Source organism: Lactiplantibacillus xiangfangensis (assembly GCF_001438845.1).
Taxonomy (GTDB): Bacteria; Bacillota; Bacilli; order Lactobacillales; family Lactobacillaceae; genus Lactiplantibacillus; species Lactiplantibacillus xiangfangensis.
Genome location: NZ_JQCL01000103.1, coordinates 68635 through 88232, shown reverse-complemented (window position 1 = coordinate 88232; position 19598 = coordinate 68635). Strand labels below are relative to the sequence as shown.

At 45.6% G+C, this 19598-nt stretch carries 16 protein-coding genes and 2 other annotated features; of the genes, 15 read left to right on the top strand and 1 reads right to left on the bottom strand.

Translation table 11 applies throughout. From position 1 onward, the window contains the following. Positions 1-63: 63 nt before the first annotated feature. The 13 genes from thiI to IV64_RS12935 all read left to right on the top strand — a co-directional run bounded on the left by thiI (position 64) and on the right by IV64_RS12935 (position 14765). The gene (gene thiI / locus IV64_RS13000) at positions 64-1281 is read left to right on the top strand and encodes a tRNA uracil 4-sulfurtransferase ThiI (protein ID WP_057707669.1); all 1218 of its coding nucleotides are present in this window, start codon (positions 64-66) and stop codon (positions 1279-1281) included. A gap of 557 nt (positions 1282-1838) precedes the next feature. Next, positions 1839-2333, top strand: a complete 495-nt coding sequence (locus tag IV64_RS12995; protein ID WP_057707667.1) for a peroxiredoxin — start codon at positions 1839-1841, stop codon at positions 2331-2333. A 37-nt stretch (positions 2334-2370) separates the two neighbouring features. After that, positions 2371-2599 (top strand) — a binding site (T-box leader). A 49-nt stretch (positions 2600-2648) separates the two neighbouring features. Next, complete coding sequence (locus tag IV64_RS12990; RefSeq protein ID WP_057707665.1) at positions 2649-5318, top strand: valine--tRNA ligase; 2670 nt, start codon at positions 2649-2651, stop codon at positions 5316-5318. 106 nt (positions 5319-5424) lie between these two features. After that, complete coding sequence (locus tag IV64_RS12985; RefSeq protein WP_057707663.1) at positions 5425-6747, top strand: bifunctional folylpolyglutamate synthase/dihydrofolate synthase; 1323 nt, start codon at positions 5425-5427, stop codon at positions 6745-6747. Positions 6748-7370: 623 nt separating this feature from the next. After that, a complete protein-coding gene (locus IV64_RS12980) occupies positions 7371-8009 on the top strand; it encodes a JAB domain-containing protein (RefSeq protein ID WP_057707661.1) in 639 nt (212 codons plus the stop codon). 217 nt (positions 8010-8226) lie between these two features. Next, positions 8227-9231 carry a rod shape-determining protein gene (locus tag IV64_RS12975; protein ID WP_057707660.1) on the top strand — a complete coding sequence of 335 codons (1005 nt, stop codon included), beginning with the start codon at positions 8227-8229 and terminating at the stop codon, positions 9229-9231. Positions 9232-9301: 70 nt separating this feature from the next. Then, positions 9302-10147: a rod shape-determining protein MreC gene (gene mreC / locus IV64_RS12970; protein ID WP_057707658.1), complete on the top strand. Its 846-nt coding sequence runs from the start codon at positions 9302-9304 to the stop codon at positions 10145-10147. A gap of 13 nt (positions 10148-10160) precedes the next feature. Beyond that, a complete protein-coding gene (mreD, locus tag IV64_RS12965; protein ID WP_057707656.1) occupies positions 10161-10679 on the top strand; it encodes a rod shape-determining protein MreD in 519 nt (172 codons plus the stop codon). A gap of 21 nt (positions 10680-10700) precedes the next feature. Next, positions 10701-11369, top strand: a complete 669-nt coding sequence (locus IV64_RS12960) for a septum site-determining protein MinC (protein WP_057707655.1) — start codon at positions 10701-10703, stop codon at positions 11367-11369. Beyond that, entirely contained in the window at positions 11369-12175 is an 807-nt protein-coding gene (gene minD / locus IV64_RS12955; RefSeq protein WP_057707653.1) for a septum site-determining protein MinD, read from the top strand. The genes IV64_RS12960 and minD overlap by 1 nt, the downstream gene beginning before the upstream one ends. 47 nt (positions 12176-12222) lie before the next feature. Then, positions 12223-12453 (top strand) — a binding site (T-box leader). A gap of 161 nt (positions 12454-12614) precedes the next feature. After that, on the top strand, positions 12615-13256 hold the full coding sequence (locus IV64_RS12945) for an amino acid ABC transporter permease (protein WP_057707648.1): 642 nt from the start codon (positions 12615-12617) through the stop codon (positions 13254-13256). A gap of 12 nt (positions 13257-13268) precedes the next feature. Further along, entirely contained in the window at positions 13269-13907 is a 639-nt protein-coding gene (locus IV64_RS12940) for an amino acid ABC transporter ATP-binding protein (RefSeq protein ID WP_057707647.1), read from the top strand. 57 nt (positions 13908-13964) lie between these two features. Beyond that, on the top strand, positions 13965-14765 hold the full coding sequence (locus IV64_RS12935) for an amino acid ABC transporter substrate-binding protein (RefSeq protein WP_057708050.1): 801 nt from the start codon (positions 13965-13967) through the stop codon (positions 14763-14765). A 617-nt stretch (positions 14766-15382) separates the two neighbouring features. Here the strand turns inward: IV64_RS12935 and IV64_RS12930 are convergent. Beyond that, entirely contained in the window at positions 15383-16738 is a 1356-nt protein-coding gene (locus IV64_RS12930; protein WP_057707645.1) for an aspartate kinase, read from the bottom strand. A gap of 203 nt (positions 16739-16941) precedes the next feature. On the opposite strand from IV64_RS12930, the gene yfmF reads away from it, so the two are divergent. Both yfmF and yfmH read left to right on the top strand, forming a co-directional pair. Continuing rightward, the gene (gene yfmF / locus IV64_RS12925; RefSeq protein WP_157061178.1) at positions 16942-18210 is read left to right on the top strand and encodes an EF-P 5-aminopentanol modification-associated protein YfmF; all 1269 of its coding nucleotides are present in this window, start codon (positions 16942-16944) and stop codon (positions 18208-18210) included. Further along, complete coding sequence (gene yfmH / locus IV64_RS12920; protein WP_057707641.1) at positions 18201-19520, top strand: EF-P 5-aminopentanol modification-associated protein YfmH; 1320 nt, start codon at positions 18201-18203, stop codon at positions 19518-19520. Before yfmF ends, yfmH begins: the two co-directional genes overlap by 10 nt. The last annotated feature ends 78 nt before the right edge of the window (positions 19521-19598 follow it).

Below are 19598 nucleotides of genomic sequence, written 5' to 3'. Positions count from 1 at the left end.
TCATGGTTGCCACTAACAAGGGTTAAGCTTGTTAGACTCAAAGGAAAGAAGGACTCTCATTTCATGCAATACACTGAAATTATGGTGCGTTACGGGGAACTGTCGACCAAAGGTAAAAACCGGCGGAACTTCATTGACAGTTTAGGTCGTAACGTCCGCAAAGCTTTGCACGATTTTCCCGAGCTAAAGGTGCACGCCAACCGCGACCGAATGCACATCATGTTAAATGGTGAAGATTCGACCAAGGTCATGGCACGCTTAAAGCTGGTATTTGGTATTCAAAACTTTTCACCAAGTATTCGTGTTGACCAAGATATGGACGCCGTTTATAAGACGGCCATTGAAATGGTAAAAGCACAATACCAACCTGGGATGACGTTTAAGATCAATACTCGGCGTTCGGATCATCAGTTTGAATACGATACGAATGAAATTAATGACATGTTGGGTGGTCAAATTTTAGACCACGTTGACGGTATTCAAGTTAAAATGAAGCAACCAGACATCGTTTTACGAGTAGAAGTTCGTTTGAACGGGATCTTCTTGTCATCAGAAACGATTCAAGGTGCCGGTGGGTTACCCGTTGGGACCGCTGGTAAAGGGATGCTAATGCTATCTGGTGGGATTGACTCACCAGTTGCCGGGTACCTTGGTATGAAGCGTGGCGTTAATATGGAAATGGTTCATTTCTTTAGTCCGCCATACACGAGTGAACAAGCGTTAGCGAAAGCGAAGCAGTTAGCCTCAACGTTGGCCAGTTACTCTGGGAGCGTTAAGTTTATTCAAATTCCATTCACTGAAATCCAAGAAGAAATTAAGGAAAAGGTCCCAGAAGGCTATTTGATGACGGTTCAACGTCGATTAATGATGCGCTTAATGGACGCCATTACGCGTAAGCGGAACGGTAAGGCCATTTTTAACGGTGAGTCTTTAGGTCAAGTTGCGTCACAAACGATGGACAGTATGATTGCCATTAACGACGTGACGACGTTACCAGTTTTACGGCCCGTGATTTCAATGGATAAGACCGAAATCATTAAGGTTGCTGAAGAAATCGACACGTATAACTTGTCAATCATGCCATTTGAAGACTGTTGTACGATTTTTGCACCGCCAGCACCGAAGACCCATCCAAAGTTAGACCGGTCACGGTCTTACGAAGAACGGATCGACGTTGAAGGCTTGATGCAACGTGCACTGGATGGCATTGTCATCAGTGAAATCAAACCGGGCGAAAACTACATGAACGCGCAAGAAGACGTGTTTGCAGAATTACTCTAAAAGAGTGAGGCAAAAAAGGATTCGGAAATTATTTTAAAATTTCCGAATCCTTTTTATAGTTGTTCTTTAATAAGACACTAAAAGCTGAAGTATCTATATGATCCGCTTTCGCTAAAATGAACTTGATTCAATAACTCATTCTATTATCGTTGATGGAATCAATAGTATTTTTTGATTAGTCTTACATTACAGTCTGGTGGGGCAAGGTACTAATAAAATTATTAAGCTTCCTGCTTCCGGTTGCTCGTGATTTCATCTGTCGTGGCGCCCTCCAGCTATATATCAAACTTGACCGGTTTGTTTAAAATAATTCTGCCGGCGAAGCGCCGAAAAATATTGAGTTTTTAACGATAAGCAGTGCGATGGCAACAAGTGACCTAGTTTTATTACTTTCAACCTTTAGTGGATTGAAAAAGACTAGTATTCAGTTATTTACCCACGAAACCCGAAAAACTTTAAGGCTAACATTTGCGAGTTAGGTTAGTTTGCGGTAAGTTTAAAGCATACTAGTTTGAATAGTTTGTTTGCGACATTAAGATTTCGAAGGGGTGTTTGCTGTGCAAGTATTATTTCATGATCAAAAGTTAGATTTAGTTGGGGAACCGCTTAAAGATGGCGACGTGTTACCCAAGTTCAAAGTTTTTACAACGCATGATGAAAAACTAAAGACCAAGGACTTACTAGGTAAGCCCGTTCTGATCAGTGTAATGCCCGATATTGACACCCGGGTCTGCTCGATTCAAACCCGCAAGTTTAACCAACAGGCGGATCAGTATCCACACGTTCAGTTTTTGGCCGTTTCTAACAATTCAATTGCAGATCAAGCCGGCTGGTGTGCTAAGGAAGGTGTCAAAAATTTGACGGTTGTTTCCGATGAAGAATTGTCCTTTGGTTACGCAACGAACTTGTACTTGCCAAATAACGGGACGTTAACGCGTGCCATTTACGTAGCCGATGCAGCCGGTAAGATTGTCTATCATGAAATTGTGCCGGATGTGAGCCATGAACCAAATTACGTGGCCGCGTTAGATGCCTTGAAACAATTCGAATAAGGATTGACGTACTTGCATAAATTCATTACAATAGTGTCATCCAGCAATGAGCAAGAGAGTAGCTTAGACCACTGTCTACAGGAAGAAAACGGGACTGGAAGTTTTCGGCAGTTTTAAGTGAAGGTAGCTTGCGAGCTGTTGCCCTGAAAGTAGTAGGGGTAGCCGGACGGGATACACCGTTCGTTAACAATTATGTTTAAGTTGTAAAGCCGGTTTTAACCGTGCTTTAAAATTAGGTGGTACCGCGAAATCCATTCGTCCTAGTCTATAGGATGAATGGATTTTTTTAGTGCCAAGGGAAAGGATGTGCCCCATATGTCAGAAGAACCAACGACTGATATGCCAACCAAATATGATCCGACCGCTGTTGAAAAGGGTCGGTACCAAACTTGGTTAGACGAAGATTTATTTAAGCCTTCGGGCGACAAAAAAGCTAAACCGTATTCCATCGTGATTCCACCGCCTAACGTTACGGGTAAGTTACACTTGGGTCACGCTTGGGACACCACGTTACAAGATATTATTATTCGCCAGAAGCGGATGCAAGGGTTTGATACGCTCTGGTTACCAGGGATGGACCATGCCGGAATTGCAACGCAGGCTAAGGTTGAAGCCAAGTTACGTGAACAAGGCATTAGCCGTTACGACTTGGGACGCGAGAAATTCATTAAACAAGTTTGGGATTGGAAAGACGAGTACGCGTCCATTATTAAGCAACAATGGGCCAAGATGGGCTTGTCATTAGACTACTCCCGTGAACGCTTTACGATGGATGAAGGGTTATCCGATGCCGTTAAAAAGGTGTTTGTTGACCTATATAACAAGGGCCTCATTTATCGTGGCGAATACATTATTAACTGGGATCCTCAAGCCCGGACCGCGTTGTCTGATATTGAAGTGATTCATAAGGATGACAAGGGTGCGTTCTACCATGTGAAGTACCCATTTGCTGATAAGAACTACACCTTTAATGGTAAAAATTACATCGAAATTGCAACGACGCGTCCAGAAACGATGATGGGTGATACTGCCGTTGCCGTTAACCCAAGTGACGAACGTTATAAAGAATTAGTGGGCCAAAAGGTGATCTTACCGTTGGCTGACCGTGAGATTCCGATTATCGCGGACCAATACGTTGACCCTGAATTTGGGACTGGGATGGTTAAAATTACGCCAGCCCACGACCCTAATGACTTCCAAGTTGGTAACCGTCATAACTTGAAGCGAATCAACACGATGAACGACGATGCCTCCATGAATGCCAACGCTGGTAAGTATGAAGGTATGGATCGCTTTGAAGCTCGGAAAGCCATGGTTAAAGATTTACAAGACCAAGGTTTAATGATTAAGATTGACCCAATCGTCCACAGTGTTGGGCATTCTGAACGGACCGATGTTCAAGTCGAAGCCCGGCTATCAACCCAGTGGTTCGTTAAAATGAAGCCGCTAGCTGAACAAGCTTTGAAGAATCAAGAAGGCGATGACGCCGTTAACTTTGTGCCTAAGCGGTTCGAAGATGCCTTCAAGCAATGGATGGAAAACATCCATGATTGGGTTATTTCACGGCAACTTTGGTGGGGACACCGGATTCCAGCTTGGTATAACAAGACGACCGGCGAAACCTACGTTGGTGTTGATGCGCCGAAGGACCCTGAAAACTGGGAACAAGACCCCGATGTTTTGGATACCTGGTTCTCAAGTGCTTTATGGCCATTTTCAACGATGGGTTGGCCTGATGAAAATGCCGCTGATTTCAAACGGTATTTCCCAACTAACACGTTAGTTACGGGTTACGATATTTTACCGTTCTGGGTTTCACGGATGATTTTCCAAAGCCTAGAATTTACTGGACGGCGACCATTTAAGAACGTCTTATTACACGGCCTGATTCGTGACGAACACGGTGTCAAGATGAGTAAATCACTTGGTAACGGGATCGATCCAATGGACGTGATTAAGAAGTACGGGGCTGACGCGTTGCGGTGGTTCTTGTCAAACGGTTCAACGGCTGGTCAAGACGTTCGTTTCAGTTACACGAAGATGGACGCAGCTTGGAACTTTATCAACAAGATTTGGAACGCTAGTCGTTACGTCATCATGAACTTAGGTGACATGACCGAACCAACCTTACCAGCAAAATCCGAATGGACGTTGGCTGATAAATGGATTCTTAGTCGCTTAAATGAAACGGTTAAACAAGTGACGACCACCTTTGATAAGTTTGACTTTGGTGAAGCTGGCCGGGCACTCTATAACTTTATCTGGAACGACTTCTGTGACTGGTACATTGAAATGAGTAAGGAAGTCTTGACCGGTGACGACGCCCATGCTAAGGAAAACACGCAAAACGTGTTAGCCTATGTCTTGGACCAAATCTTACGGTTATTACACCCAATCATGCCATTCGTGACGGAAAAAATCTGGTTATCAATGCCACACGTTGGCAAATCCTTAGTGGTTGCGGCTTACCCAGTTGACCATCCTGAGTTTGATGACGCGTCCGCTGAAGATGACATGGCGTCCTTGATCGAATTGATCACGGCGGTACGGAGTATTCGTGCCGAAGCCAATGCTAAGATGTCTTCAGCCGTTGATCTGTTGATCAAGACGGACAACCAACGCTTGCAGACGGTCTTCAAGACTAACGAAGACTACATTCAACGCTTTGCACATCCAAAGACCTTATCCATTGGGGCCGATGTCGTTGCGCCGAAGTTATCAATGACGCAAGTGATCAGTGATGCAGAAATTTACATTCCATTAGCTGAACTGGTTGACTTAAACGAAGAAATTCAGAAGTTGGAAAAAGAACAAGCTAAATTCGAAAGTGAAGTTACCCGGGCAACTAAGAAGCTTGGTAACGAACGATTCGTAGCTAACGCGCCGGAAGACGTTGTTAACAGCGAAAAAGAAAAATTAGCCGATAATGAAAATAAGTTGGCTGCAACTAAGCAGCGACTAGCTGACATTAAGGCACAAGCTTAATTAAGCTGATTTAAAAGGTGCTTCAGAAATTTTTGATTTTCTGAAGTACCTTTTTTGAATGATAATACTAGCCCTTTATAACGACTAGGCGTAAGGAGGACAAAAGTTGATTACTAATTATGAAGAGGCGCTCGCCTTCATTCATGGCCGGACCAAATTCAAAAAAATCCCCACGTTGAAACGGATGCGCCGGTTTTTAAGTGAACTGGGTGATCCGCAAGAGCGGGTTCAAGGCATCCACGTTGCGGGTACGAATGGTAAGGGCTCGACGGTGGCAAACTTACGGGACCTGTTTATGGCTGACGGGTTGACGGTGGGGACGTTTACGTCACCATTCATTGTGCGCTTTAACGAACGTATCAGCGTCGACGGGCAACCGATTAGTGACGCAGATTTGTTGGACCTTGTTCAGCGAATCCAACCGGTTGTGGCGAAGCTAGATGCTGAGTTACCCGAGGGTGGTCCCACCGAGTTTGAAATTATCACGGCCATGATGTTTTTGTATTTTGCGGAACAGCCAATTGACTTAGCGATTGTCGAAGTCGGCTTGGGTGGGTTGTACGATTCCACGAATGTCTGGACGCCACGGGTCAGTGTCATCACGACCATTGGTTACGACCACATGCAGATTCTAGGTGATACGTTGACCGCAATTGCCGGTCAAAAGGCTGGCATTATTAAGACCAACGTTCCGGTCATCGTTGGAAAATTGCCTGAAGAAGCGCAGACAGTAATGGTCCAAACGGCAGCTGACCACGATGCACCGTTGCAGACGTTAGGAACTGACTTTACGACGACGTTATTAACACCGCGGGGCTGGCAAGAACGGTTCAATTTTACTGGCGGTGGTCAGTATTTTAAAGATTTGACGACGCCACTCTTAGGCGATTATCAAGTTGATAACGCCGCGGTGGCACTGGCGGCTTATTTAGACTATCATCGCCAGACGAACGTCCCAGTACAAGTGCGGGATGTTAAAACGGCGTTGGCACACGTTCAGTGGCCGGGCCGCTTTGAACGTTTGAACGATATGCCCCTAATTATGATTGACGGTGCGCATAATGAACCAGCGGTGACGGAACTAGCCGCGACGATCAAAGAGCGGTTTGGCCGGCAAAACGTGTACGTGATCTTTGCGGTACTCGCTGATAAACAGCACGCTCAAATGATTCAGACTTTGGGAAAATTAAACAACGTGCACCTACTATTAACGCAGTTCGCAGGGCCGAACCCGAAACGGCACGCAACGACGCCGAGTGAACTCGAATCAGAGCTCCCAGATGGTCGGTCTGCAGAGGTGTTTGATAATTGGCAAGCAGCGTTATTGCAGGCAACTCAAGAAATGTCGAGTGAGGATGTCTTACTACTGACCGGTTCATTGTATTTTATTTCCGATGTCCGGGCGTACTTTAAACAGAGCGGAGACTAGTTTTTAAATTAGTCGCTTCGTCGGGTAGAACCGGTGTGCTATGGGGGACGGACTCAGCCGAGGAGCGGTCTGAGTCCTCAATTCAAAGCCGATAAATCACGTCTTTGAATTGCCCCGCAACAAGAGTCGGCAAGTGGCGCCGGCTCTTGTTGCCGACACAGCACACCGATTCTACCCGCCTTCGCTAAACGTGGTGTGTGATCCCAATTTATGGAATACTCGGAGGATGGCACTGATAGCATCGGTCGTGAAGGTGGTGTTGGGACGGTGGGATTTCCGGCCCGTACACCACGGACGGTCCGGGACAGTTGCGGTTTTTGCAACTGTTCCGGGCGAGGGTTAAGACCGCTTTTCAGGCTTAACCCGGTCCCACGACCGCATGTTATCAGTGCCATCCGGACTAAATAGTAGGTGATTGATTTTCATCAGTATTAATACTGGTACAGTGACGCTTAGTTTTTTACTATTTGACTGAAATTTCAATGAAATCAAATTATCCTTGTGACTAGCGTGTACGCCGCGGTAGTCACAAGGATTTTTGTGTTTAGGTGCCCTGAATTTTAAGAGATCTGTAAATGAGATGTCCCAGACTTGGCGTAACTACTAAGTGAAGGGGTGGTTGAATGACGAGTCTAGGTGAGCAGAATTTGCCGCTGACGCAGATTCATGAGCTAATTGAGCAATATTTTGCGACTTTTTTGGCGGCAAACACGGTGGACAAGGCGACCCAAGCGTTTGAACAAACGTTTCCACCGGGGAGCGCCGTGACGTGGCTCAATCAATCGTCACAGGATCCCTTATGGAACGGCCTGCTAATCGCATTACGGTGTGGGCAGTTACTACCGCATCCGCATCAGGTAGTCTTGGGCCAAGTATATGGTAGCCAACAAATGGGGGCGCAGTTGGCCCATGACTTCGCTAATTGGGAGCAGGAAAGATTATTATTATTGTGTTTAGATACGAAAAATCAAATTGTTAAACGGCAGGTCATTTTTCAAGGGACGCTCAATAGTTGTCCGGCCCATCCGCGTGAAATTATGCAGACGGCTTTGACCGTAGCCACCGCAAGAATCGTGATTGCGCATAATCATCCAAGCGGTGATGTGAACCCTAGTAAAAAGGACGTTGAGTTTACAAAACGGCTCCAATTGGCCGGTGAAATCATGGGATTACCTTTGTTAGATAGTTTTGTTATCGGTGTAAACGATTACTTTAGCTTTGCGGAACAAGGGTTGGTAAATTGTAATACGGATTCTCATTAGAATGTGGTAAAATAACGGGGTTAGGGCGGATGTTTATCCGGCTTGACCACGTTTTTTGTTAAATTTTATCTAAGTTAAATAGTGGGACTGTATTTTTTAACAAATTACGGTATGCTATGATTCAGGCAGGATTTTTAATGCCGTGTGATTATGCTATAATACTTACTATTATGACTAATAAAAAATTAAATTTGTAATTAATGAAGGGATGAATGTAGTGTTCGGATTTGGGACAAAGAATATCGGGATCGATCTCGGTACAGCCAACACGATAGTTTACGTTGACGGCAAGGGCATCGTATTACGAGAACCATCCGTGGTTGCGAAGAACACGAAGACTGGTGAAATCGTATCCGTTGGGTCAGAGGCTCGGGATATGATTGGACGTACACCAGCAAGTATTGTGGCGATTCGGCCAATGAAGGATGGGGTTATTGCCGATTACGACACCACTGTTGCTATGATGAAGTACTTTATTCAAAAGACTTTGGGCCGTTCAAACGGTAAGCCATACGTCATGGTTTGTGTGCCAAGCGGTGTAACTGAAGTTGAAAAGCGGGCCGTGATCGATGCAACGCGGGTTGCGGGTGCACGTGACGCTTACGTTATTGAAGAACCATTTGCTGCAGCAATTGGTGCCGGTTTACCAGTTATGGATCCAACCGGTAGCATGGTTGTAGACATTGGTGGTGGGACGACGGATGTTGCGACCATCTCCTTAGGTGGGATCGTCTCAAGTCGTTCGATTCGGATGGCTGGTGACAAGATCGATGATTCGATCATTTATCACGTTCGTCAAAAATTCAATCTCTTGATTGGGGAACGGACTGCTGAACAGTTGAAGATCGATGTTGGTTCTGCTTCACTTGAAGCAGCTGAAGATATTGAAGGTTCAACGATTCGGGGCCGTGACCTCTTATCAGGATTGCCAAAAACAGTTGAAATTTCAGCGGTTGATGTCGCTGAAGCGATTCAAGAAATTGTCTCAGAAATCATTTCAGCAATTAAGGAAACGCTTGAAGAAACTTCGCCAGAAATTGCCTCTGACGTCATTGACCACGGGATTGTTTTAACCGGTGGTGGCGCCTTATTGAAGAATCTTTCCGAAGTGATTGCGGATGAAACTAAAGTTCCAGTTTTCATCGCTAACGAACCCCTTGATTGTGTGGCCGTTGGGACAGGCGAATCACTTAAGAGCATCGATGTTATGAAAAAGCGATAACAGGTGAGCGGGAAGACATCTTCCCGCTTATTTATTGTTAAATATTTGAATTTTCGACCGGGGGTTCATTATGCAAAAGTTTTTCTCTAACCGTAAACTGGTTATCGCCATTATTGTGTTGATTATCAGTTTCGGTTTGATGAGTGTGTCGGTAGCCATTCGTGATCGGAAGTCTACGCCACCGTTGATCCAACAATTTGGGAACGACGTGGCGGGGGCGGTTGACCGGGTCGTTGCGTTACCCGTTAACGGGTTACAAGGCGCGACTAATTCGGTTTCGGATCTCTTGAATACTTACCAAGAAAATCAAAAGTTAAAGAAACAAGTGGATCAGCTTGCGCAAGCTAAAGTTAATGCGCAAACAACTAGTGCAGAAAACAAGCAACTGCGTAAGGAACTCAAGTTAAATAATTCGTTGTCAGACTATACGAGTGTCACGGCGAACGTTTTGACCCGGACACCTTCTTCTTGGATGAATCAGTTGGTCATTTCAAAAGGGGCCACTGCTGGGATCAAAAAGAACATGCCCGTCATGTCGCAGTCTGGCTTGATTGGTCGGGTTGCTGAAGTTAACCAGACGAATGCCAAGGTTGAACTAGTTTCTAATACGAGTTCAACGGCTAATAAATTTGCTGTTCAGATTACTAATAAATCTGGCAAGTCAGTTAACGGGATTATTTCAGGCTATGACAAGAGCAACGATTTGCTTGAAATGGGTTCTGTGACGTCGAACGTTAAAATCAAGAAGGGCGACAAAGTGGTCACTTCTGGGTTAGGCGGAACGACACCTAAGGGCTTGTATGTTGGGACCGTCGCAAGTGTTAAGCAGGACGATTACGGCTTGGCTTCTGAAGTTGAAATTACACCTGCGGCTGACTTGAGCGATTTAACCGTCGTGACGGTTGCCGAACAGTAAGGGAGGCACGACGTTGCGATACTCACGTTTAAAAATCATTTTTCCAATTGGGTTATTTATTGCCCTGTTCTTGGATGGCTCGCTGTCCAATGTATTTGCGGGTCACTTATTTTCGTATCCCTACACGAGCGTTTTACACCTCGTCTTATTGTGGTTGATTTTTGCGATCTTTTTGGACGATCGTGACGACTTAGCCATTGGAATTTGGTCGACGTTTGTGGGATTAGTCTTTGACTGGTACTATACCGGTATCATTGGCGTCTACATGATTGCATTACCATTAGTGGTTTACCTCTGTCGGCAAATTAAACCATGGTTGGATCTGAACTTTCTGACACTTCTAATGGTTTACATTATTAATTTGACAATTGTTGAGGCCTTCGCGTACATTTGGTATAGCATGGGTCACGTGATCAATAGTAATTTAGCTGACTTTGCGGTCTTCACTTTAGGACCGACAATTGCGGTCAACCTGGCCATTTTTGTCATTGCGTATTACCCGATGCGCCGGTTGTACCTTAGCGTAAATTAGTCGGCAGAAAGGAATTCTAACATGCAGCAAAGTGTGGTTTTAAAAGCTAGTAATGACGGTTACGAGTTGATTTTTCGACAAGCAGCCAGTTTTGATACCATCATGATTGATCTCAAAACTTTGCTTGACCGGTTACAGGTGGATAACACGACTGATGAGCGGATTTCGTTTGATATGGGTACGGAAGGCCGACTGTTGACTGCTGAGCAAAATCAGCAGGTCACCCAATTGGTACAGCGTTACCCATTGTTCAGCATTCATAAGCTGACGGCTGACGTGATTTTAACGTCCGATGCGCTGGCGATGGTTGAACGCAACACGGTTCACTTAGTCAATCAGATTATTCGTAATGGTCAGGTGGTTTCGATTACCGGAGACGTGTTATTCTTCGGTAAAATTCACGAAGGTGGCGTTTTGCGCGCAACTGGTAGTATCTTTGTGATGGGGGAAGTTTCTGGAATTATGGAAGCTGGTTATCCTGATCATAATGATGCCGTTATTGTTAGTGCGTTGACCACGGTTCCCCGTGTACGGGTCGGCGAATTGTTAGAACTCGTGGATCCCGATAAAATCGTCGCCGGTACGAACGTTGTTTATATTAATGACATTCAGGCTTTAGATTACCAGCCGTTAGATCAATTGAAACGGGTACGACCGAAGTTATTTACTCGGAATGGAGGACATATTTGATGGGAAAAGCTATTGTCATTACTTCTGGCAAGGGTGGTGTTGGTAAAACAACGACCACGGCCAATTTGGGGACGGCCTTAGCCTTAATGGGCAAAAAGGTTTGTCTCGTAGACTTAGATATTGGTTTGCGTAACTTAGATGTCATCTTAGGATTGGATAATCGGATTCTCTACGATATCGTTGATGTTGCTGGTGGCCGGGCGCAATTGCGGCAAGCCCTAGTTAAGGATAAACGGTTCGATGATTTATTATTCCTATTACCAGCAGCACAAAATGCGGATAAAGACGCGTTGAATCCTGATCAAGTGCGTTCAATCGTTGATGAATTGAAGCCCGACTTTGACTACGTCTTACTGGATTGTCCAGCCGGAATTGAGCAAGGGTTTATGAACGCGATTGCGGGTGCCGACGCAGCGATTATTGTGTCAACGCCAGAAATTTCAGCGATTCGCGATGCTGACCGGGTCGTTGGGCTTTTGGAACAATACCCATTGGCAGAAGCGCCGCGCTTAGTCATTAACCGGATTCGCCGGCGGATGATGCAGGATGGCGAAACGATGGATATCGACGAAATTACCCACCATCTGTCAATCGATCTTTTAGGGATTGTTTTTGATGATGATGCGGTTATTCGGACTTCTAACAACGGTGAACCCATCGTTTTAGATCCGAAGAATTCGGCGTCACAAGGGTATCGAAACATTGCCCGTCGTTTGGAAGGCGAGACGGTCCCGTTGATGAACATTGAGGTGCAAAAGCCTGGCATGTGGTCACGGATTACGGGGATTTTTCACCGTAACAAGTAAAAAAGACTTGACGGCTGTCATGAATTCGATTATTATGAGAGCAACATTAAAAAACAAAGAACAGAAGAGTAGTTGACGTTGAGATGTCCAGCGAGTCGTCGGTGGTGGAAAGACGATCCTTAACGTAAACGAAACACATCTGCGAGTTGGGTAGCTGAAGTTAGTAAGCTATCCCGGGTGGCCTCGTTAGCGGCGGAGTTTAGTGATAAACTCGTTGAGTTCAGTGGTGTGAGCCACTGATGAACATGAGGTGGAACCGCGATGAAATCGTCCTCTTAGGCTGTTGGCCTAAGGACGATTTTTTTATTATCACTAAACTCCCTGAGGCAGTGACTGTGAAGTTGCTGCGAAGTGAGGTGGAACCGCGCGTAGACGTCCTCTTAAGATCATTGGATCTTGAGGGGACTTTTTTGTTGCTTAAAATTAGGAGGGAAAGCATATGCACTATATTTTAGAGATTTTGCCATCATTAGTATCAGGCGCCGGCATGACGCTAAAGATTTTCATTTGGACGTTGATTGGATCACTACCGTTAGGACTGGTCGTTGGTCTAGGATTGATTTCAAACATTAAGCCGCTTCAGTGGCTGTTGCATTTCTACGTTTGGTTGATGCGGGGGACCCCATTATTACTTCAATTAATCTTCGTCTTCTACGGACTACCATTAATTGGCATTGTTTTTCCCCGTTACTACGCCGCGTTGTTTGCGTTTATCTTAAACTACGCTGCTTACTTTGCCGAAATCTTCCGGGGCGGCCTGCAATCGATCGATAATGGTCAGTACGAAAGTGCCCGGGTCTTACGGTTAAGTTACGGTCAGACGATTCGTAAAATCGTGATTCCGCAAGTGATCAAGATTGTGTTACCTTCAGTTGGGAACGAAGTCATTAACTTGGTTAAAGATTCCTCGTTGGTTTACGTGATTGGGTTGGGCGACCTGCTTCGTGCCGGAAACGTCGCGACAGCGCGTGACGTCACGTTAGTCCCACTGGTCTTAGTTGGGGTTATCTACTTGCTACTAACGGCCGTGACCACGTTTGTGCTTGGCCGAATCGAAAAACACTACAGTTACTGGAAATAGGGAGGTCGCAATATGTTAGAACTTAAAAATATTACCAAGCGTTTTGGAAACAAGACGATTATTGATCAGCTGAATTTAAAAGTTAAAGATGGCGAAGTTCTGAGTATCGTTGGACCTTCCGGGGCTGGTAAGACGACGTTATTACGTTGTATTACCGGTTTGGAAAAGGTCAACGCGGGCGAATTCTTCATTGACGGACAGCCCTTTGATCCGTACACGAACCGGACCAATGAGAGTGTCATCGGGGTCGTTTTCCAGAACTTTGAATTATTCCCTAATTTGACGGTGATGCAAAACATTACGTTAGCGCCAACCATGGTTTTAAAGCAGTCCGCGGACGAAGCTCAAAAGCAGGCCATGGCCTTACTAACCCGGTTGAACTTGGCCGATCACGCTGACCAATACCCATACGAACTATCGGGTGGGCAAAAGCAACGGGTCGCAATTGCACGGGCCCTTGCCATGAAACCAAACGTCTTATGCTACGACGAACCGACGTCCGCATTAGACCCGAACCTTCGTCAAGAAGTTGAAAAGTTGATTATGGGCTTAAAGGCAGATGGTATGACGCAAATCGTCGTGACTCATGATTTGACGTTTGCAGAAAACATTGCGGATGAAATGTTCCACGTTGAACCAAACAAAGCGTAGGGGGTGCGGCGATTGAAATTAAAGAAACGACTTATTTCACTTAGTTTACTTTTAGTGATGTTAATTGGGGTGGCCGGCACACTCAGTGGTTGTGGCGAAAGCGTCACGAAGCGGGCTGACACGCAGGATACCTGGTCAAAAATTAAGAAGCGCGGCACGGTTGTCGTTGGCTTAGACGACAGCTTTGTTCCGATGGGCTTCCGTGAAAAATCCGGGAAACTTGAAGGTTATGATATTGACCTTGCCCGGGCAGTCTTCAAGCTATACGGCATTAAAATCAGCTTTCAAACGATTGATTGGTCAATGAATGCAACGGAATTGCGTAATGGGACGATCGACCTAATCTGGAACGGGTATACCAAGAACCCGCAACGTGAAAAGGTCGTTGCCTTTAGCAATACGTACTTGAAGAATAAGCAGATTCTGGTTTCGTTAAAGAAGAATAAGATCAATTCTTTCAATGATATGACGGGTAAGACGTTAGGCGCGCAATCAGGTTCTTCTGGTTACGAGTCGCTCGAAAATAATCCTAAAGTGTTGAAGGATAAGATTGCGAAGAAGACGCCGATCCAATACGATACGTTTACCAACGCGTTTTTAGATTTGAACGCGGGGCGGATTCAAGGGTTGTTAATCGATAGCGTTTATGCCAACTACTACATCAAGCACGAAGCTAATTCAGCCGACTACAACGAGACGCCGGGGACTTTCCAAACGGAAGACTTCGCGGTTGGGATGCGTAAGGGTGATAAGACCATGAAACGCAAAATCAACGATGGCCTGAAGACGTTAAAAGCTAACGGAACGTTGGATAAAATTAACCGTAAGTGGTTTGGTAATCAGAAGGTTGAAAACTAGGTCAGTAGTTTTGTGTCATACAATTAGTTACTGATAATTAACTTATTCCGATGTTGTCATATCAAAAATAGGATTTTTCATCGCTTCGCCGGCAGAATCAGTGGGCCATGGGGTCGGCTGCAGACAAAGAACGGTCTTCCGCCTCGCTTGAAAGCCTCAAAGAACGAGTCTTTCAAGTCGCCCCGCACTGTAACCTGGCAAACAACGCCAGCTAACAGTGCCGACACGGCCCGCTGGTTCTGCCGGCTGCGCTAGGACTGGTTAAAAGCAAGCTAAATCAATTTTGAGAGAATGATCGCTTTAGCTGGAGGTTGACCATGATGAATCTGCCGCGAAAGTGGCGTTGACCGGTGTACTTCCGGTTTACGCCACCGACGTCTTGCGAGACGTGGTTTTGCGGCTTGCAAGCGAGGACTAAGACCGCTTTTCAGGCTTAGTCCGGTCGCCGCAGCAGATGAAATCATGGGCGGCCGGAAGCGACAAGTTTATCGATTTTGTTAGTATTAACATTGGTATCAGTTTCTATGACTTTCCAGCCTTTAGACTTAAACAAAAAAATGAACTTCAAGAAATCATTTGTTTCTTGAAGTTCATTTTTTTAACTGGATTTAAATCATTTATTTTTTAAAGAATTCATCGTACAAGGCGATGACGGCTTGATCGGCATCGCGGTCGTGAATCCCAAACATGATGGAGATCTCACTAGCGCCTTGGTTGACCATGATTAGCTTGATGTTGTGGTCGGCCAGTGCGGTCGCGGCCCGGGACATGATCCCGACCCGGTTACGCATGCTTTCACCGACTAACATTAGGATTGAATAGTCGTGTGTAAAGTAGATTTCATCGGGATTAATGGCGGCTGAAATTTCAGCAACCAATGTTTTTTCAAGTTCTGGGGTCAGTTGATGCTCATCGAAGATAATCGTTAAGTCATCGATCCCAGAAGGCATGTGCTCATAACTGATGTGATGCGTTTCTAAGATGGTTAAGATCTTGCGGCCTAACCCGACTTCCTTGTTCAACAAGTACTTCCGTAAATAAAGTGAACAGAAGCTGGATGAACTGGCAATCCCAGTCACGGGGTAGTGCGAGCTTGGTTCGCGCGTCGACTTGATCAGCGTTCCGGGTGCCGTTGGATGGTTCGTGTTTTTAACGTTCACCGTGATGTTTCCTTGAATCGCAGGAATTAACGCTTCATCGTGGAAGACGGAGAAGCCAGCGTAGGATAATTCACGCATTTCGCGGAACGTCATTTCGGAAATGGCGGCCGGTTGGTCAACTAATGACGGGTTCACTGAGTAGATGGCGTCAACGTCGGTAAAGTTTTCGTAGAGGTCAGCGTGGACACCGCGAGCGATAATGGCCCCGGTGATATCTGAGCCACCGCGTGAGAACGTACAGATCTGTCCGTTGCGATTATAAGCGAAGAAGCCTGGAATCACGAGGATCTGTTTGCTGTCTGCCCATTGCGCTAATTGGGTATAACTACTATCAATGATTTGGGCATCGTCGGGAACGTCGGTAACCACCATCCCCGCATCTTTAGGATCTAAGTAACGCGCGTTTAAGCCGGACTGTTTGAAAACGGCCGCAACGAGTTGTGCGTTAAGGCGTTCCCCGTGGGCTTTAAACGTGGCCATTAAATACGTGTTATCCGCGTAGGTTTGGTTTGGTAAGTTGCGGATAGTATCAAAAATGGGCGTCAACTGGTCTTCAGGGACGTTAAATCCGTGTCCGATTTCTGCGTAGCGGTCAATAATGGCCTGAACGGTTGCCGTCGCATCTTGACGGTGAATCGTCTGGCGAGCATACTGGATAAGCAAATCAGTGACTTTGGTATCGCCATCGAAACGTTTACCGGGTGCCGAGACAATCACATATCTGCGCTGGTCATCAGCTTCGACGATCGACAGGACTTTTTGCAGTTGGGTACTGCTGGCTAATGAACTGCCACCAAATTTAATTACTTTCACATTAAATCGCTCCTAAATTTATCAATACTGAAAAGAATAGCAGACAACCCGCGAGTTTGCAACGTTAACCGCACCTCACCGGAATCTAATTTTTATTTTTAAAATCGCTTAAATTATTAAATTTTCTAATTGCTAGGACGGAAAGTTGCGTCAAATCGGGCTTTCGCTTATTATTTATTACATATGCAAGGAGGATTCTTTTATTGCAAACTCAGTTAGCAAAAGGGGTTCAATTGACGACGGTTGTCAGTCATCAATTTAAAACCAATCAAATTATCGTGAATTTTCGGGCACCGTTACGCCGAGACATTATCACGAAGCGTGCGTTATTGTCCAACTTATTAGAAACTAGTTCCGCAGACTATCCTGATCAGCGGGCACTAGCCAATGCTCTAGCAAAGATGTATGGGGCTGCTTATGGTGCGGGAGTTGGTCGCAAGGGACCGACTCATAATTTACGTTTGGCATTAACGGTCGCAAATGAACAATATTTAGCGACGGATCAGCCGTTAACACGTGAAGCCACTCAATTTTTACAAAACGTTTTGTTCAAGCCGTTGGTGACCAATCAACAGTTTGACCAACCTACTTTTGATCGCCAAGTCACAAACCTGAAGGCGGCCATTCAGTCGGTTGCGGATGATAAACAGTACTACGCGGCGCAACGGTTAAACGCTGCGTTGTTCAAAGACGATCCCGCTCAGCAGGTGCCGAGTTACGGGACGGTTGCTGACTTGGAAACGATTACGTCAAAAGATTTGTTTACCTATTATGAGTCACTTTTAAAAGACGACCAAATTGACATTATTGTTGTTGGGGATGTTGATGAGGCGGCCGTGTTAGCACAGTGGCAGGCGGTTCATTTTACTGACCGCCCAACGTCACGGCCTAAGCCGTTTTATCGTCATCGCAATACGCAGCACTATGTCGAGACTAGTGAGACCCAAACCCTGAGTCAGGCTAAGTTGAACTTAGGTTACGACTTGCCCGTCTTTTATCGCGGTGAACATTACTACGCGGCCCTCGTGTTCAACGAATTGTTCGGTGGTTCACCACTATCCAAGCTGTTCATGAACGTGCGTGAGAAGGCCAGTCTTGCCTACTACGCAAGTAGCTCACTGGATACCTTTAGGGGTGTTATGAAAGTTCAGGCCGGGATCGATGGCGCCAAGCATGATCAAGTTTTGGCAATTATTGCCGAACAGTTGACGGCGATTCAGAATGGTGATTTCACGGATGAACTGATTGAACAATTAAAACTTGGGTTAATCAATGATTTTGAATCCAGTTTGGACAGTCAGCGGACGTTTGCCATTCAAGCGTTGATCGATGATTTGACGCAACAGAATGTGACGGATGCCGACTGGCTGCAACGCATCCAGGCCGTAACGCGGGAACAGATTATTGAAGTATCAAAGATGGTGACCCTGAATGACGGGTTCTTCTTGAGTGGGGCGCAAGCATGCAAGTAAAAAAATATGAGCAATTTAACGAGACCTGCTATCAAACTAAGCTCCCAAACGGTTTGACGGTGACGATGTTACCCAAAGCTGGGTTTCATAAAACGTACGCAACGTTTACAACCAACTACGGGTCGATCGACAACACGTTTGTACCAGCCGGTAGCGACGAGCTACACCGTTTCCCAGATGGCATTGCCCATTTTCTTGAACATAAAATGTTTGAGAAGGCGGACCACGATGCCTTTCAAACGTTTGGTGAATACGGCGCCAGCGCGAACGCGTTTACGAGTTTTACGAAGACGAGTTACTTGTTCTCCGCAACACGTAATCTGAAAGAAAACCTAGAGACCTTACTCGACTTTGTTCAGGACCCGTATTTTACGGCGCAGACCGTGGACAAGGAAAAGGGAATCATTGGCCAGGAAATCGAAATGTACGACGATGATCCGAGCTGGCGGTTGTACTTTGGGATGATTGGGAACCTGTATCCTAACCACCCGTTGCAATATGACATTGCGGGAACGACCCAGTCGATTGCTAAGATTACCGCAGAGGACCTTTACGCGGCGTATAAGACGTTCTATCACCCAGAGAACATGACTTTATTTGTGGTTGGTAAACTGGACCCAGATGAAGTTTTGGGCTGGATTGAAGCTAACCAAGCCAATAAGACGTTTGCAAGCTTTAAACCAATTGAACGTAAGATTCCAGCAACGGCGGAAGATGGGCATGATATTATTCCTTACCGGGTCATTGATATGCCAGTGAACCGGGCCAAATCCATCGTCGGGGTCAAGGGACTAACGCCGATTGAATCCGGGATGCCTGCTTTGAAATACCGTGCGGCTGTAAACGTCTTACTCGAAATGTTGTTTGGCGATACGTCCAAAAATTATTTGCGACTTTACGACGAAGGGGTCATTGACGATACGTTCGGTTATGACTTCGAATTACAAAACGGCTTCAACTTCCTAACGTTTAGTGGGGAAAGTGATGATCCGGCCAAATTTGACGCGGCAATTATTGAGGTGATTGAACATTGGCAAGACGCCGTGGACGACCAGTCTGAATTATTGGCCTTAGTCAAAAAAGAAATGATTGGGCGGATCGTCTTCATGGCGAACTCACTCGAAGCGATTGCCAACCGTTATGATCAACAGTTATTTGGTTCGGTAACTTTATTTGACGAACCAGATGTCATTAATCAGTTAACCTTGGCAGACGTACAAGCCGTTGCGGGACAACTACTCAAGTCGCAAGCGATTAGTGAGTATCAGATTCGTCCTCAACCAGAAGAGTTAAAGAAATCTGAAAATTAGTAATGGGGTTGCAGTTTAGGAAAGTGGCTGTGATATACTAAGATTCGTAAGATTATGAAAATAGACTTAGGGTGGAGA

What these genes read in the sequence shown, in the direction of transcription:
- thiI (WP_057707669.1), top strand. Translation starts at nt 64, where the DNA reads ATGCAATACACTGAAATTATGGTGCGTTACGGGGAACTGTCGACCAAA.
- IV64_RS12990 (WP_057707665.1), top strand. Translation starts at nt 2,649, where the DNA reads ATGTCAGAAGAACCAACGACTGATATGCCAACCAAATATGATCCGACC.
- IV64_RS12980 (WP_057707661.1), top strand. Translation starts at nt 7,371, where the DNA reads ATGACGAGTCTAGGTGAGCAGAATTTGCCGCTGACGCAGATTCATGAG.
- mreC (WP_057707658.1), top strand. Translation starts at nt 9,302, where the DNA reads ATGCAAAAGTTTTTCTCTAACCGTAAACTGGTTATCGCCATTATTGTG.
- IV64_RS12960 (WP_057707655.1), top strand. Translation starts at nt 10,701, where the DNA reads ATGCAGCAAAGTGTGGTTTTAAAAGCTAGTAATGACGGTTACGAGTTG.
- minD (WP_057707653.1), top strand. Translation starts at nt 11,369, where the DNA reads ATGGGAAAAGCTATTGTCATTACTTCTGGCAAGGGTGGTGTTGGTAAA.
- IV64_RS12945 (WP_057707648.1), top strand. Translation starts at nt 12,615, where the DNA reads ATGCACTATATTTTAGAGATTTTGCCATCATTAGTATCAGGCGCCGGC.
- IV64_RS12940 (WP_057707647.1), top strand. Translation starts at nt 13,269, where the DNA reads ATGTTAGAACTTAAAAATATTACCAAGCGTTTTGGAAACAAGACGATT.
- IV64_RS12935 (WP_057708050.1), top strand. Translation starts at nt 13,965, where the DNA reads ATGTTAATTGGGGTGGCCGGCACACTCAGTGGTTGTGGCGAAAGCGTC.
- yfmH (WP_057707641.1), top strand. Translation starts at nt 18,201, where the DNA reads ATGCAAGTAAAAAAATATGAGCAATTTAACGAGACCTGCTATCAAACT.